Source organism: Allobosea sp. 05T439, assembly GCF_056396005.1.
Genome location: NZ_JBFTKP010000009.1, coordinates 191794 through 205776, shown reverse-complemented (window position 1 = coordinate 205776; position 13983 = coordinate 191794). Strand labels below are relative to the sequence as shown.

Below are 13983 nucleotides of genomic sequence, written 5' to 3'. Positions count from 1 at the left end.
GGTTCCCACAACGGGGCCGTCCGTGCCGGGGGACCTTGGGGGTCCGGGTGAAGCGGTTTGAAGGGCAGGTCGCCGGCTATTGGCTGGCGGCCCTGGGATTTGTTTGTGCGTGGAGCATCCTGTGCTGGCCCTGGCTTTCGGGGGCGGTCACGATTCCCTTCGATGCCAAGGCGCATTTCCAGGCCCAGATTCAGTTTCTCGCCCAGGCCCTGCATAGCGGCCAGTCGCCATTCTGGACGCATAATGTCTTCGGCGGCTCGCCACAGGTTGCCGATCCGCAATCCCTTATCTTCTCGCCCGCCATCCTGCTCGCGCTGCTGACGCCATCGCCGAGCTTCCGGATGGTGGATGCCTACGTGCTGGCGCACCTGCTCGCCGGCGGGCTCGCCTTCCTGATGTTCTTCCGCGATCGCAGCTGGCACCCGGCGGGCGGCCTGCTTGCCGCTCTCGCCTTCGCCTTTGGCGCTTCGGCGGCCTGGCGTGTGCAGCATGTCGGTCAGATCGCGAGTCTCGCATTCTTTGCGATCGCCTTCTGGCTGACGGCGCGCATGCTTCAGCGCTCGTCGCTGCGCGCCGGCGCGCTCGCCGGCTTTGCCGCCGGCATGATGGTGCTGGAGCCCGACCAGGTGGCCCTACTGGGCGCCTATGTGCTGATCGGAATGGTCGTCGCGCATTGGTTCTCCGGCGGCTGGGCCGCCGTCCGCGCGAGCCTCGCACCGATTTCGGTCGCGAGCATCGCGGGACTAGCGACGATTCTGCTGCCGCTGATCTGGACCTGGCTTTTCGCCGAGGCGACGACTCGTCCCGAGGTCGATCTCATCGAAGCTGGGCGCGGCTCGCTGCATCCGGCCTCGCTGCTGACCGCCTTCGTGGCTGATCTTTTCGGCGCGCGCGATCCGGCCGTGGACTTCTGGGGCCCCTACAGCCCGGCCTGGGATGCCAAGGAGCTCTTCCTGTCGCAGAATATGGGGCAGGTCTATGTCGGGGCGCTGCCGCTGTTGCTCCTGATCGCGCCGGGCCTGAGCCGTGGCTGGCTCTGGGACAAGGCCATCCGGCCGCTGACGCTGCTCTTCGTCTTCATGGTTCTGTTTGCGCTCGGGCGCTACACGCCGCTGTTTCAGGCGGCTTACGAGTATTTGCCGGGCGTGAAGGTCTTCCGGCGCCCGGCCKACGCGACCTTCCTGATCGGCGCGCTTGGTGCGCTGCTCGCAGGATACGTGCTGCATCGCATTCTGAGCGAGGAGCGTCTCGGTTCACTGTATCGCGATCTCGGTTTTGCCGGAGTGGTCGTCGCTGCGCTCGTCGCCGCGGCCTTGTTCATCTCGAAGCGCGAGGGGCACCTTGCCGACGCCTGGTGGCCGAGCCTGTCGGCGGCCTTCTGGTTTGCGGGTGCGGGGCTGGTCCTGGTCGTGCTGACGCGCTGGCGCGGCGCGCTGGCGCCGCTCGCCAGCGTGCTCCTGGTCGCCGGCGTCGTCGGCGCGGATCTTGGCGTCAATAACGGCCCCAACGACTCGACTGCATTGTCGCCGCAGCTCTACGACGTGCTCCGTCAGGAGACGAAGAACGAGACCGTCCACATTCTCAAGCAACTGGTTGCCCAGCCGGCCGATTCGCCACGCCGCGACCGCGTCGAGTTGCTCGGCATGGGGTTCGAATGGCCGAATGTCGGGATGGTTCACGGCTTTGACCATACGCTCGGCTATAATCCGTTGCGGCTGGCCGATTTCTCGGATGCGGTCGGCACGCGGGACTCAATCGCTGCGCCGGACCAGCGCAAGTTTACACCGCTTTTTCCCTCCTATCGCTGCCGCCTCGCCGATCTCCTCGGCCTGCGCTACATCGCGACGCGGGTTCCGATCGGCCAGGTCGATCACGCGTTGAAATCCGATGATCTCAAGCTCGTCGCCTTCACGGGGGATGGCTACATCTACGAGAACCCACGGGCCTTGCCGCGCGCCATGTTCGTCGGTGGCTGGCAGCTTGCCGATTTCGACGGCATGAAATCTGCGGGCCAGTGGCCAGACATCGATCCGCAGCAGGTTGTGCTGCTCGATAGCGTGCCGCCGGATGCGGTGCCGGAAGGGCCGATTTCGGCGCAAGCCGAGGTCAAGCTGACGCGCTATCAGAACACCGAAGTCGAGATCACGGTCACGACGGACAGGCCTGGCTTCGTCCTGCTCAACGACATCTGGCATCCATGGTGGCGGGCGGAGCTCGACGGCGCGGACGTCGATATCCTGAGGGCGAATGTGCTGTTTCGCGCCGTGCAGGTGCCGGCGGGGACGCATACGGTGCGCTTCAGTTTCAAGCCGGTCGAGGGCGCCATCGCGGAGCTGCGCGATCGCGTCGAACCGATCGTGCCCGAGGAGGCGCCTTCGGCTGCCGAGCCGCGCGTGGCGGCGGGATCCGGCACGACGCCCAATCCACGTCTCTATGAAGACGGCGGCTGGTTCGAAAGCCGCGATCACGGCCAAGCGCCGCAGACTGCGACCCTGGTTCGCTAAATCATCGGACCGGATTTCGTATCCGGTCCGATGGTCTACCTTTCCGCGACTGGATCGGCTTTCCCGAAAGTCGCAATCCAGTTTTCGGGCCGATGCGTCAGATCGCCCCCCAAAGGAAAGGTCCGGCGACACGAACGCATCGCCGGACCCAAATTGCTCGAGGAGAAGCCTTGCGGGTTTCGCCTCGCCTAGCCCTCAGGCGACGCCGAGCTTCTTCTGCAGGCTGGTCGAGGAGGTGGTGTACTGGAAGGTCAACCGCTTCTCCGGATAGACATAACGGTGCACCTTCTGGGCGGCGAGTGCCGCCTCATGGAAGCCCGAGAGGATCAGCTTGAGCTTGCCGGGATAGGTGTTGATGTCGCCGATGGCGAAGATGCCCGGCACATTGGTCTCGAATTTCTCGGTGTCGACCGGGATCAGGTTCTCGTGCAGGTTCAACCCCCAGCTCGCGATCGGTCCGAGCTTCATCGTCAGCCCGAAGAACGGCAGCAGGGTATTGCAGGAGACCTCGAAGGCCTCATTGGCACTGTCGCGACAGATCGCGGCTTCCAGTGCGGTGCCGTCGCCCTTCAGGCCGGTGACCTGACCGATCCTCAGATCCATCCTACCGTCCGCGACCAGTGCCCGCATCTGCTCGACCGAATGCGGCGCAGCGCGGAAATCGTCGCGACGGTGCATCAGCGTCACTCGCTTGGCGAGGGGCTGCAGGTTCAGGGTCCAGTCGAGCGCGGAATCGCCGCCGCCGACGATCAGGATCTCGCGGTCGCGGAAGGCTTCCATCTTCCGGACGGCGTAGAAGACGCTGTTGCCCTCATAGGCCTCGATCCCCGGGATCGGCGGCTTCTTCGGCAGGAATGATCCGCCCCCGGCGGCAACGAGCACCGTCTTGGTGTTGAAGACGGTGCCGGCATCGGTGCGCACCCGGAAGCGCGGCGCCTCCGCCGTGCCGGTCGGCTCGAGCGACTCGATCATCTGGTTGAGATGGAAGGTCGGGCCGAAGGGTTTGACCTGCTCGATCAGATTGTCGACCAGGCCCTGTCCCGTGACCATCGGAAAACCGGGAATGTCATAGATCGGCTTTTCCGGATAAAGCTCGGCACATTGGCCGCCGACCTTCGGCAGGATGTCGACGAGATGGGCGCGGATATCGAGCAGACCGAGTTCGAACACCGCGAACAGGCCGCACGGACCCGCGCCGACGATCACGACGTCGGTTTCGATGACCTCGCTCTCAGCGACGTTCTCGTTGGCAATTTCGGCACTCATCGTGAATTCCCTCGGGGTGTTCCCTGCGGCCATGCGCGGGAGCCGATGCAGCAAATCCTGCTGCGATGCAATGAAAACCCCCGCCCAAGCGTAGGCGGTAGCCGGAAAAGAGAAGAATTTCCTGTTTCAGGCGCCCGTGTCAGCAACAAGGCCTATGCTTATAATCCCGGCGATGGCCGCTGCCTCGTCATTGTCCGAGGTGTCTCCCGAGATTCCGATTGCGCCAAGCAGCACGCCGGCCCCATCGCGCATGAGCACACCACCCGGGACCGGCACGAGCGATCCGCCGACCGCATGGGTTGCTGCTTCAATGAAATAGGGGCGGTCGAGCGCCATCTTGTGCAGGGCGCGCGACCCGAGGCCGAGCGCCACGGAGCCATGCGCCTTGCCGAATGCGATCTCGCCGCGCTTCAGGCTGGTGCCGTCCTGCGCCGCAAAGGCCTTCTGGGCCCCCCGCGCATCGATGATGGCGATCGCGAGCGGTTTAAACCCGGATTTCTCGGCATGGGCGAGCGTGTTGGCGAGGATGGTCTGGGCCTGGGCCAAGGTAAGCATGGGAAGGGCCTTCCGTTGAGGACGCGAGCTTCTTGCCAGCCCGCGGGCACGGAGGGAAGCTGCCGCAGCGCGCAAGCTGCCATGTCATGGTGAAACCTGCCGGCATATCGCCCCCTTTGCCGGCATCACGCAATTCAACTTGAACTTGCAGGGGCAAGCGGGCTTCATATCAGCCCCGACACTGGAGGATAAGCTATGGGTCTGTTCAGTTTCATCAAGGAAGCCGGTGCGAAGATCTTCGGTGGTTCGGCACAGGCGGCGACGCCCGACGCTCTGCAGAAGGAATTGGCCGGGCACGGGCTGCCCTCCGACGTCAATATCCAGATCGATGGCGACAAGGTGAAGGTGTCCGGCAAGGCGGTTTCTACCGAAGAGGCCGAGAAGATCATTCTTGCGCTCGGCAACACGACGGGCGTCGCGCAGGTCGAGTCCGAGCTGGCGGTCACGAAGGAAGCGCCCGCTGCCGTGTTCTACACGGTCAAGAAGGGCGATACGCTCTGGAAGATCGCCGAGGAGCATTACGGCAAGGGGCAGGGCGCGAAATACACCGAGATCGTCAAGGCCAATACGCCGCCGGTGAAGAATCCCGACCTAATCATGCCCGGCTGGGTGCTGCGTATTCCGCCCAAGGCCTGATCCGCTTTCGGGTTACTGAAGCAACGGCATGCGGGATGGCCCGCATGCCGCTCTGATGCTCGTCGAGACCGCGTCAATTTCAAGCGGACGGCTCTTGCGTCAGCCGCGCTTTGGCGCTCATCTGTCATACCAATAAGGCGGACAGGGCATTCCTTATGGGAATGGCCCGTCATGCTGTGCCTGAGCAGGCCTCTGGGGAGGGGATGAATGAGTTTTGATCGCCGCAAATTCCTGACGCTTGCCGGCTCGGCCGTTGCCGCGCCGGCCGTGATGCGTGTCAGTCGCGCCAATGCCCAGGAGGTGACGCTGAAGATGCATCACTTCCTGCCGCCCGTCGCCAATGGCCATTCCAAGTTCCTGAAGCCCTGGGCCGACAAGGTCGCGGCTGAATCGAATGGCCGCATCAAGATCGACATCTTTCCGTCGATGCAGCTTGGCGGAACGCCGCCGCAGCTGTTCGACCAGGCTCGTGACGGTGTTGCCGATATCGTCTGGACGCTGCCCGGCAATACGCCTGGGCGGTTCACCGGCATCGAGGCCTTCGAGCTGCCCTTCGTCTCGAACAAGCGCGCCTTGGTCAATTCGCTGGCGCTGACGGACTACGCCGGGCAGAACCTCAAGGACGAGTTCAAGGACGTCAAACCGATCTGCTTCTGGGCGCATGATCACGGGCTGATCCATGCCAACAAGCAGGTGAAGACGATGGAGGACCTGAAGGGTCTGAAACTGCGCTTCCCGACCCGGCTTGCCGGCGAAGCGCTGCGGGCGCTCGGTGCCAATGCGATCGGGATGCCGATCCCGCAGGTGCCGGAATCGCTGGCGCAGCGTGTCATCGATGGCTGCGTCGTGCCGTGGGAGGTCGTGCCGTCGATCAAGGTCCAGGAGCTGGTGAAGTATCACACCGAGATCCCGGGCTCGCCGACCTTCTATGTCGCGACCTTCATCCTGGCGATGAACCGCGCGAAATACGATTCGCTCGCGCCCGAGCTGAAGGCGGTTCTCGACAAGAACTCGGGGGCTGTTGCGGCTGCCATGGCCGGCAGGGTCTGGGACGAGCAGGCGGTCGTGGTGTCCGAAATGGTTCGCAAGCGCGGCAATACCATCACCATGCTCGACGAAGCCGAAGCGGCGCGCTGGCGCAAGACGACCGAGCCGGTGATCGACGGCTGGATCAAGGCCGCCAAGGACAAGGGGCTCGACGGCGCGAAGCTGCTGGAGAGCGCCAAGGCGGCGCTTGCCAAGCACGAGAAGGCGGCTTGACGGCGCATCATGGCGGTCAGCGGCCGGGAGGCAACGATGCCGGGCTTCGATGCTCTGGTGCGTGGGATCGCCATCGCGGGTGGCGTTCTGCTGATTGCGCTGGCGACCATGGTGGTCGTCAGCGTGACCTTGCGCAGCGACCTGATCGGCGCGGCCGGCGTCCCGGGTGATTTCGAGCTGGTGCAGATGGCGACGGCGATCGCCGCCTTCTGCTTTCTGCCCTATTGCCAGCTTCGGCGCGGCAACATCTTCGTCGACACCTTCACGCTGAAACTGCCGTTGCGCTGGCAAAGGGCAATCGATGCGCTCTGGGACATCGTCTATGCGCTGGTMATGGCGTTGATCGCCTGGCGACTCGCGGCCGGTGCGCTGGCGGCCTTCGCGAGCGGCGAGAACACGATGGTCCTGCAGCTGCCGAGCTATCTCCCGATCGCGCTCTGCGCCGTGCTGGCCGCGCTGGTTTCGCTGACCTCGTTCGTCAGCGCCAGCCGGCTGGTGAGGGCGCGCGCGTGAGCGGCTTTACCCTCGCCATCACGGGCTTCGTCGCGCTTCTCGCGCTGATGGTCGTCAGGTTGCCGATCGGGCTGGCGATGATGCTGGTTGGTGGCCTCGGCTACATCCAGCTCAACGGGCTGGAGCCGTTCCTCAACTACATCAAGACGACGCCCTATCAGATCTTCGCCAATTACACGCTGTCGGTGATTCCCCTCTTTGTGCTGATGGGGGCTTTCGCCGAGCGATCGGGCCTGGCATCCGACCTGTTCAAGGCCGCGTCGGCCTTTGTMGGCCATCGCCGTGGTGGGCTCGGGATGGCGATGATCGGGGCCTGCACGGGCTTCGGCGCGATTTGCGGGTCTTCGGTTGCGACGACGGCGACCTTCGCGCGCGCGGCGCTGCCGCAGCTGCGGCACTACCGTTACGACCCCGGCTTCGCCTGTGGTGTCACCGCCGTCGGCGGCACGCTCGGTATCCTGATCCCCCCCTCGGTGATCCTGGTCGTCTACGCGATTTCGACCGAGCAGAACATTGCCAAGCTGTTCAAGGCGGCCCTGATCCCGGGGCTGATGGCGGCCGCGATGTACTGCATCACCATCGCGCTCATGACCCGGCTCGACGCCACGCTTGGTCCGGCGCATGAGCGGATCGCCTGGCGCGACAGGCTTGGTCCGCTGCTCGGTGTCATCCCGGCGATGCTAGTCGCGCTGATCGTGGTCGGCGGCATCTATGGCGGGATCTTTACCCCGACAGAGGGGGCCTCGGTCGGGGCCTTTGTCATGTTGATGATCGGCGTGTTCCGGCGGACGCTGGGCCTGAAGGAGATCGGCGAGGCGATCCTGCAGACGGCCGAGACCTCGGCGATGATCTTTGCGATCCTGCTCGGAGCCGAGATCTTCAACGCCTTCCTGGCGCTGACCCAGGTGCCGACCGCTGCGGCCGAAATGATTGCGGCGTCGGGCTGGCAGCCTTATTCGGTCCTGGTCGGTCTGCTCGTCTTCTACATCGTGCTCGGCGGCGTCATGGACGAACTTGCCATGATCCTGCTGACGCTGCCGGTGTTCTTCCCGATCGTGACCGCGCTCGATTTCGGCATGCCTGTCGACGATATCGCGATCTGGTTCGGCATCCTCGTCCTGATCGTGGTCGGGATCGGGATGACCTGCCCGCCGATCGGCCTCAACGTCTTCGTCGTCGCTTCTCTGGCGCGTGATGTCCCGGTCACGCGGATCTATCGCGGGGTGCTGCCTTTCGTGCTCTCCGATATCATCCGGCTTGGCATCGTGGTGGCATTTCCAGCCCTCACGCTCTATCTGGTGAAGCTACTGGATTAGCCTGGACTGGATGGCAGCCGTGACCGTGAACGATCTCGATATCGACGACATCAAGGCCGGGCTTGCGGCTGATTCCATTCTGATCGTGGATGTGCGCGAGCCGCATGAATTCGCCGCCGGGCATATTCCCGGCTCGGTCTMGCGGCCGCTGTCCCAATTCAACCCCGCCGACCTGCCCAATCCGCCTGGAAAGCGCGTCGTGTTCTCCTGCGCGGCCGGCGTGCGCTCGCTGCGGGCTCTGGAATTCGCGCAGTCGGCCGGGCTCGATATCGACAGCCATTATCGCGGTGGCTTCAAGGACTGGGCGATGCACGGCCAGCCCGTCGAGTAATAGGACCGGGCCTTGCGCGTCATGCATCGCAGCTTTCTGCCTCCGGGGGGCTGACGCGACGCCGATCCTGCTCCAGTTTCCTAAGCGGCGGTTTCGAGATTTTCGTACTTTCAAGGATGTAAGCCCATGCGCCCCATGAAGTTCGGAGTCGGCCAGCCCATTCGCCGGGTCGAGGATCACCGCCTGACTACCGGGACGGGGCGCTATACCGACGATATCGCCGTCGAGGGAGCGCTGCATGCCTTCGTGCTCCGCTCGCAATATGCTCATGCGAAGTTCACGATCCGGGACAAGGACACCGCCCGCAAGATGAAGGGCGTGAAGCTGATCCTGACCGGCGAGGAGGTCGCGCATCTCGGCGACATCCCCTGCAAAGGCTTGATCACGACGGTTACGGGCGAACCGGTGGAGCCGAATCCGGTGCCGGTCTTGCCGACCGACACGGTGCGTCATGTCGGCGAGGCGGTCGCCTTCATCGTTGCCGAGACCCTGAGCCAGGCCCGCGACGCAGCCGAGGCGATCGATATCGCCTGGGAGGTCCTGCCCTCGATCACCGGTATCGCCGAAGCGCTCGCTCCAAAGGCACCGCAGGTCTGGCCGGGGCGTGAGGGCAATGTCGCGTTCGAGGCCGAACAGGGCAATGCGGAGAAGACGGAGAAGGCTTTCGCCAAGGCCGATCGCATCGTTTCCGTCACGATCGTCAACAACCGTCTCGCCTCCAACTACATGGAGACGCGCGCCTGCATCGCCGAATACGACAAGGATTCGAAACGCTGGACGCTGACGCTCGGCAGCCAGGGCAGCCATGGCACGCGCGATATCCTCGCCGGCTACATCCTGAAGGTCGACCCCTCGCGCATCCGCGTCATCACGCCCGATGTCGGCGGCGGCTTCGGCACCAAGATCTTCATGTATCGCGAATACCCCCTGACCATGGTGGCGGCCGAGAAGCTGAAACGCCCGGTGCGCTGGGTCGCGGACCGGACCGAGCATTTCCTCGCCGACACGCATGGCCGCGCCAATCTGACCACGGCTACGATGGCGCTCGACAAGCAGGGCCGGTTCATTGGCCTCAAGGTCGATCTCGCTGCGGAAATGGGCGCCTATCTCTCGCAGTACGGGCCTTTCATCCCCTGGGTCGGCACGACGATGACGCCGGGCTGCTACAATATCCCGGCCGTGCATGTGCGCTTCCGTGGGGTCTTCACCAACACCACGCCGGTCGATGCCTATCGCGGAGCCGGGCGTCCGGAGGCCGCCTACCTGATCGAGCGGCTGGTCGATGCCATCGCGCGCGAGACCGGCAAGACACCGGACGCTGTCAGAGCGCAGAACTTCGTCAGGCCGGCGGAGATGCCGCATTCGACCCAGACCGGGCCAGTCTATGATTCCGGTGAGTTCGAGGGGCATATGCGCCGCGCCATGGATGTCGCCGACTGGAAGGGCTTCAAGGCGCGTCTCAAGGCCTCGACCAAGGCCGGCAAGATCCGCGGCATCGGCATGGCCTGCTATATTGAGGCTTGCGGCGGCGGCGGCCCGGAGAGTTCAACCGTCATCCTCGAGAAGGACGGCACGGTGACCGTGCTGATCGGCACCCAGTCGAACGGGCAGGGGCACGAGACGGCCTACTCGCAGCTCGTCGCGCAGCATCTCGACATTCCGATGGACCGCATCCGCGTCGTTCAGGGCGATACCGACCGGGTCGAAACCGGATCCGGCACCGGCGGCTCGCGCTCCATTCCGGTTGGGGGCGCTGCGCTCGACAAGGCATCCTCGATCCTGACCGAGAACCTGAAGCAGCTCGCGTCCGAAAAGCTCGAGGCCGGTATCGGTGATCTCGAGATCGTCGATGGCGCGGTGCGGATCGTCGGCACCGACAAGGCGCTCGACCTCAAGGCTATTGCCGCCCTGCCTGGAGCGACGGCAGACAAGCTCAGGGTCCATCAGAGCTGGACGCCACCGGAAGCGACCTATCCGAATGGCACGCATATCTGCGAGCTGGAGGTTGATCCCGGTACCGGCGCGACCGAGATCGCCAACTATGTCGTGGTCGACGATTTTGGCGTGACTCTGAACCCGCTGATGCTCGAGGGCCAGGTCCATGGTGGTGCCGCCCAAGGCATTGGCCAGGCTCTGATGGAGGAAATCCGCTTCGATAGCTCCGGCCAGATGCTGACGGCGACGTTCATGGATTACGCTCTGCCGCGCGCGGTCGACGTTCCCAACTTCCATTTCGAGACCCGCAATGTCCGCTGCGTCACCAACGCGCTCGGTGTTAAGGGCGCCGGAGAGGCCGGGGCGATCGGGGCCTGCCCGGCGGTGATGAACGCGATGGTGGACGCGCTCGACCGTGCAGCCGGCATCCGGGCGATCGATATGCCCGCGACGCCGAAGAAGGTCTTCGGGGCATTGAGAGCTGCGGGCTATCAGCACTGACGCAGGCGTAAGCCCCTTCGTTCCGACGTGATCACGGAAATGCGACTTGGCGTCGTGATGCGGATCGGCTGATCTGGAACGCTTCTAAGCGGCGCGCTCGACGCCGCGCTTTCCGGGAGGAGGCTTACGCATGATACGCACCGTACTCGTCGCTGCCGGCCTAGTTGTGACGCTCTCGACCGTGATTGCCCAATCGGATCCGATTGCCGAGCGTCGCAATACGATGAAGGGGGTCGGCGCCGCCACGCGCGATGGCGCGGCCATGGCCAAGGGCGAGGCTGCCTTTGACGCGACCAAGAGCGAGACGATCTTCAAGGTCTACGCGGCCGCCGCCAAGAAGATGCCGGGCCTTTTCCCTGATACGGCCAAGACGGGTGGCGAGAGCACGGCCGGACCCAAAATCTGGGAGGATCCAGCCGGCTTCAAGGCTGGGTTTGCCAAGCTCGATACGGAGGCCACCGTTGCGGCGGCGAGCTCCACCACGGACCTCGACAGCTTCCGTACCGCCTTTGGAACGGTGACCAAGAACTGTGCCGCCTGCCACGAGGTCTATCGCATCAAGAAATAGGTTTCTCTGGGCCACTGCGGTGGTGCCGCCTTGTCGAACATGAGGTGAGGGGCGGGGTCCATATTGGAGCCCGCCCTTTTGTCTTTGCCCTGCACTACGGCCGTTCCAAACTCCCGCAACGTTCGTGGCGGCCGCCTGTCCGCGGCAGCGACAGGTAGATTTGCTTAAATTCCGGTGCGTTCACGAAAATGCGACTTGGCGCTGTCATGCGAATGAGCTGATCTGGAAGGGTTCTAAGCGGTGCCTGTCAGGCGCCGCATCTCCCCGAAAAGGATAGTCGCGCATGATCCGTACCGTAGTCGTTGCTGCTGGCCTCATTCTCGGCCTTTCGGCCGTCGTCGCGCAGTCTGACCCTATCGCCCAGCGCCGCGATGCGATGAAGGCCGTTGGCGCGGCAACGCGCGAGGGCGCGGCCATCGCCAAGGGCGAGGCAGCTTTCGATTCCGCCAAGGTCCAGAATATCTTCAAGGTCTATGCAGACGCGGCCAAGAAGCTGCCTGCCCTGTTCCGGGAGACGGCCAAGACCGGCGGCGAGACCACTGCCGCGCCAAAGATCTGGGAGGATCAGGCTGGCTTCAAGATCGCTCTCGCCAAGTTCGAGACCGAGGCCGTGGCCGGTGCTGCCGCTGCCAAGGACCTTGACGGTTTCCGCGCGGCCTTTGGCGCCGCGACCAAGAATTGTGGCTCCTGCCACGAGGTCTACCGCATCAGGAAGTAAGCTCGGCTGCGCCGCGCGGTTGCGTCGTGCGGTCGAACATGGGTTGATGGGCGGGCTCCACCATGGGCCCGCCCATTCTCGTCAGACCTGCGCTTCGAACTTTTGGAATCCTCGGAGCGTTGAGGCACCAGCAAACCGGGAAACGCTTGATGCGCCGCCTATTTCTCACGCTCGGCATTTTCATCCTGTTGGGACTAGCCGGCTTCTATGTTCTCACCGATCCGCGCGTCGTTTCGCCCGCGCCCGAGATCGGCACTCTGCCGCCGCCGGATGTCGAGAATGGCAAACTGCTCTTTGCGGCGGGAGGCTGCTCTTCATGCCATGCAACGCCCGGTCAGGATGACAAGCTCCGGCTTGGCGGCGGGCTTGCCTTGCCCTCGCCCTTCGGCACGTTTCACGCTCCCAATATCTCACCGCACACGCGGGACGGAATCGGCAATTGGGGCGTGAAGGATTTCGTCGATGCGATGGCGACCGGTGTCTCGCCGTCGGGACAGCATTACTATCCGTCGTTTCCCTACACCTCCTATCGGCTGATGCCACCCAAGGCCCTGGCCGATCTCTTCGCCTACCTGCGCACGCTGCCCTCGGTCGAAGGACGTGCGCCGGGGCACGATCTGCCTTTCCCCTTCAACATCCGCCGCGCGGTCGGGGGCTGGAAGCTGCTGTTCTTCGACGGTACGCCGTTCCGGCCGGACCCGACGAAGAGCGAGGAGTGGAACCGGGGCGCCTATCTGGTGCAGGGGCCGGGCCATTGCGCCGAATGCCATTCCAATCGCAATGCGCTGGGCGCGATCATTCCGGCGACACGCTTCGCCGGTGGCCCAGACCCGGAGGGCAAGGGCTTCGTGCCGAACATCACGCAGCATGCAGACGGGCTGGCGAACTGGTCGAAGTCGGAGATCGCCGAGATGCTCAAGACCGGCTTTACTCCGAGCTTCGACAGCGTCGGCGGCAGCATGGCGGCGGTGGTGCGCAACACCGCACAGCTGTCAGATGCCGATCGGATGGCGATGGCGGAGTTCATCAAGTCGCTGCCGGCGGTCGCCGGCCCGCCGCGGCCCAAGAAGGCCGAGTGAGCCGCATTGGCGCGTTGGCGGTTACGCTCGCACTGTCATCCCGGTCTGCCTTTGGCCGCCCGGGATGATCCAACCTTCTGCGTTTGGATCGGCCTTCGCGAGACCGCAATCCACTCTTCAGGCCGGTGCTTTAGCGCCTACTCCATCACCGCCGCTTTGAGGATGCAGACCATCAGCGCCGAACCGGGCTGGTCGCCGACGCAGCGGACGATATGGCGGCGGTCGCAGCGGTAGCGCAGCGTCTCGCCCGCCTTGGCGCGCTGGATCACGTCCCCGACCTCGACCTCGAACTCGCCGGAGGTCACGGAGAGCGACTCGATCGAGCCGCGCTGATGACCTTCGGAATCGAGCTCGCCGCCGGGCTCGGCCTGTACGTCGTACCATTGCAGCCATTCGACCGTCTTGATCCACCCGATGATGGCGAGCCTGAGCTTGCCGTCTTCTGAGACCAGAATCGGCGTATCGGCGCGGGTGGTCTTGTCGATGAAGGCTTCCTCTTCGCCGCTCGACAGCACGCGCTCGATCGAGATGTCGAGGGCCTGCGAGAGCCGCCAGATCGTCGCCAGTGTCGGGTTGGTTTCGTTGCGCTCGATCTGGCTGATGATCGACTTGGCAACGCCCGACTGCTCCGCGAGCTCGGAAAGCGAGAGATTATAGGCCTTGCGCAGGCGCTGGATCGTCTTGCCGAGCTGGCCCGAGATGACCTGGGCTCCGGATTCGAGCTCGCGCCCGCCACGTTCCTTGGTCTCGATACCCATCCTGATACCTGTCACACGAATGCTGATCGTTTGCGGAAGCGAA

Annotated in this window: 13 protein-coding genes; 10 read left to right on the top strand and 3 right to left on the bottom strand. The window is 64.3% G+C overall.

Features of this window, described 5'->3' with window-relative positions; translation table 11 throughout:
- The first annotated feature begins 47 nt into the window (after positions 1 to 47).
- The gene (locus AC1DIO_RS13400) at positions 48 to 2504 is read left to right on the top strand and encodes a hypothetical protein (protein ID WP_476853499.1); all 2457 of its coding nucleotides are present in this window, start codon (positions 48 to 50) and stop codon (positions 2502 to 2504) included.
- Positions 2505 to 2699: 195 nt separating this feature from the next.
- Here the strand turns inward: AC1DIO_RS13400 and AC1DIO_RS13395 are convergent, their stop codons facing one another.
- Together AC1DIO_RS13395 and AC1DIO_RS13390 are read right to left on the bottom strand one after the other, a co-directional pair.
- A complete protein-coding gene (locus tag AC1DIO_RS13395) occupies positions 2700 to 3770 on the bottom strand; it encodes an NAD(P)/FAD-dependent oxidoreductase (RefSeq protein ID WP_441506267.1) in 1071 nt (356 codons plus the stop codon).
- Between the two features lie 126 nt (positions 3771 to 3896).
- Positions 3897 to 4325, bottom strand: a complete 429-nt coding sequence (locus AC1DIO_RS13390; RefSeq protein ID WP_441506266.1) for a GlcG/HbpS family heme-binding protein — start codon at positions 4323 to 4325, stop codon at positions 3897 to 3899.
- 195 nt (positions 4326 to 4520) lie between these two features.
- Between AC1DIO_RS13390 and lysM the strand changes: the two genes are divergently transcribed.
- The 9 genes from lysM to AC1DIO_RS13345 all read left to right on the top strand — a co-directional run bounded on the left by lysM (position 4521) and on the right by AC1DIO_RS13345 (position 13182).
- Positions 4521 to 4961 (top strand): peptidoglycan-binding protein LysM, encoded by a 441-nt coding sequence (gene lysM, locus AC1DIO_RS13385; protein ID WP_043237577.1) that lies wholly within the window; start codon positions 4521 to 4523, stop codon positions 4959 to 4961.
- Positions 4962 to 5168: 207 nt separating this feature from the next.
- On the top strand, positions 5169 to 6221 hold the full coding sequence (locus AC1DIO_RS13380) for a TRAP transporter substrate-binding protein (protein WP_476853498.1): 1053 nt from the start codon (positions 5169 to 5171) through the stop codon (positions 6219 to 6221).
- Positions 6222 to 6257: 36 nt separating this feature from the next.
- Positions 6258 to 6734: a TRAP transporter small permease gene (locus AC1DIO_RS13375; RefSeq protein WP_441506264.1), complete on the top strand. Its 477-nt coding sequence runs from the start codon at positions 6258 to 6260 to the stop codon at positions 6732 to 6734.
- Entirely contained in the window at positions 6731 to 8050 is a 1320-nt protein-coding gene (locus tag AC1DIO_RS13370) for a TRAP transporter large permease (RefSeq protein ID WP_441506263.1), read from the top strand. The genes AC1DIO_RS13375 and AC1DIO_RS13370 overlap by 4 nt, the downstream gene beginning before the upstream one ends.
- A gap of 10 nt (positions 8051 to 8060) precedes the next feature.
- Positions 8061 to 8381, top strand: a complete 321-nt coding sequence (locus AC1DIO_RS13365; protein WP_476853497.1) for a rhodanese-like domain-containing protein — start codon at positions 8061 to 8063, stop codon at positions 8379 to 8381.
- 126 nt (positions 8382 to 8507) lie between these two features.
- Entirely contained in the window at positions 8508 to 10817 is a 2310-nt protein-coding gene (locus AC1DIO_RS13360; protein ID WP_441506261.1) for a xanthine dehydrogenase family protein molybdopterin-binding subunit, read from the top strand.
- Positions 10818 to 10947: 130 nt separating this feature from the next.
- A complete protein-coding gene (locus tag AC1DIO_RS13355; protein ID WP_441491531.1) occupies positions 10948 to 11385 on the top strand; it encodes a c-type cytochrome in 438 nt (145 codons plus the stop codon).
- Between the two features lie 283 nt (positions 11386 to 11668).
- Positions 11669 to 12103 (top strand): c-type cytochrome, encoded by a 435-nt coding sequence (locus AC1DIO_RS13350; RefSeq protein WP_476853496.1) that lies wholly within the window; start codon positions 11669 to 11671, stop codon positions 12101 to 12103.
- 149 nt (positions 12104 to 12252) lie between these two features.
- A complete protein-coding gene (locus AC1DIO_RS13345; RefSeq protein ID WP_441491529.1) occupies positions 12253 to 13182 on the top strand; it encodes a c-type cytochrome in 930 nt (309 codons plus the stop codon).
- A 137-nt stretch (positions 13183 to 13319) separates the two neighbouring features.
- On the opposite strand, the gene AC1DIO_RS13340 is transcribed toward AC1DIO_RS13345, so the two are convergent.
- Complete coding sequence (locus tag AC1DIO_RS13340; RefSeq protein WP_043237595.1) at positions 13320 to 13940, bottom strand: helix-turn-helix domain-containing protein; 621 nt, start codon at positions 13938 to 13940, stop codon at positions 13320 to 13322.
- Positions 13941 to 13983: the final 43 nt, after the last annotated feature.

Bases quoted from the DNA above. Each gene is read 5' to 3' on its own strand.
- AC1DIO_RS13395 (WP_441506267.1), bottom strand. From the start codon at position 3,770: ATGAGTGCCGAAATTGCCAACGAGAACGTCGCTGAGAGCGAGGTCATC.
- AC1DIO_RS13390 (WP_441506266.1), bottom strand. From the start codon at position 4,325: ATGCTTACCTTGGCCCAGGCCCAGACCATCCTCGCCAACACGCTCGCC.
- lysM (WP_043237577.1), top strand. From the start codon at position 4,521: ATGGGTCTGTTCAGTTTCATCAAGGAAGCCGGTGCGAAGATCTTCGGT.
- AC1DIO_RS13380 (WP_476853498.1), top strand. From the start codon at position 5,169: ATGAGTTTTGATCGCCGCAAATTCCTGACGCTTGCCGGCTCGGCCGTT.
- AC1DIO_RS13360 (WP_441506261.1), top strand. From the start codon at position 8,508: ATGCGCCCCATGAAGTTCGGAGTCGGCCAGCCCATTCGCCGGGTCGAG.
- AC1DIO_RS13355 (WP_441491531.1), top strand. From the start codon at position 10,948: ATGATACGCACCGTACTCGTCGCTGCCGGCCTAGTTGTGACGCTCTCG.
- AC1DIO_RS13350 (WP_476853496.1), top strand. From the start codon at position 11,669: ATGATCCGTACCGTAGTCGTTGCTGCTGGCCTCATTCTCGGCCTTTCG.
- AC1DIO_RS13345 (WP_441491529.1), top strand. From the start codon at position 12,253: ATGCGCCGCCTATTTCTCACGCTCGGCATTTTCATCCTGTTGGGACTA.
- AC1DIO_RS13340 (WP_043237595.1), bottom strand. From the start codon at position 13,940: ATGGGTATCGAGACCAAGGAACGTGGCGGGCGCGAGCTCGAATCCGGA.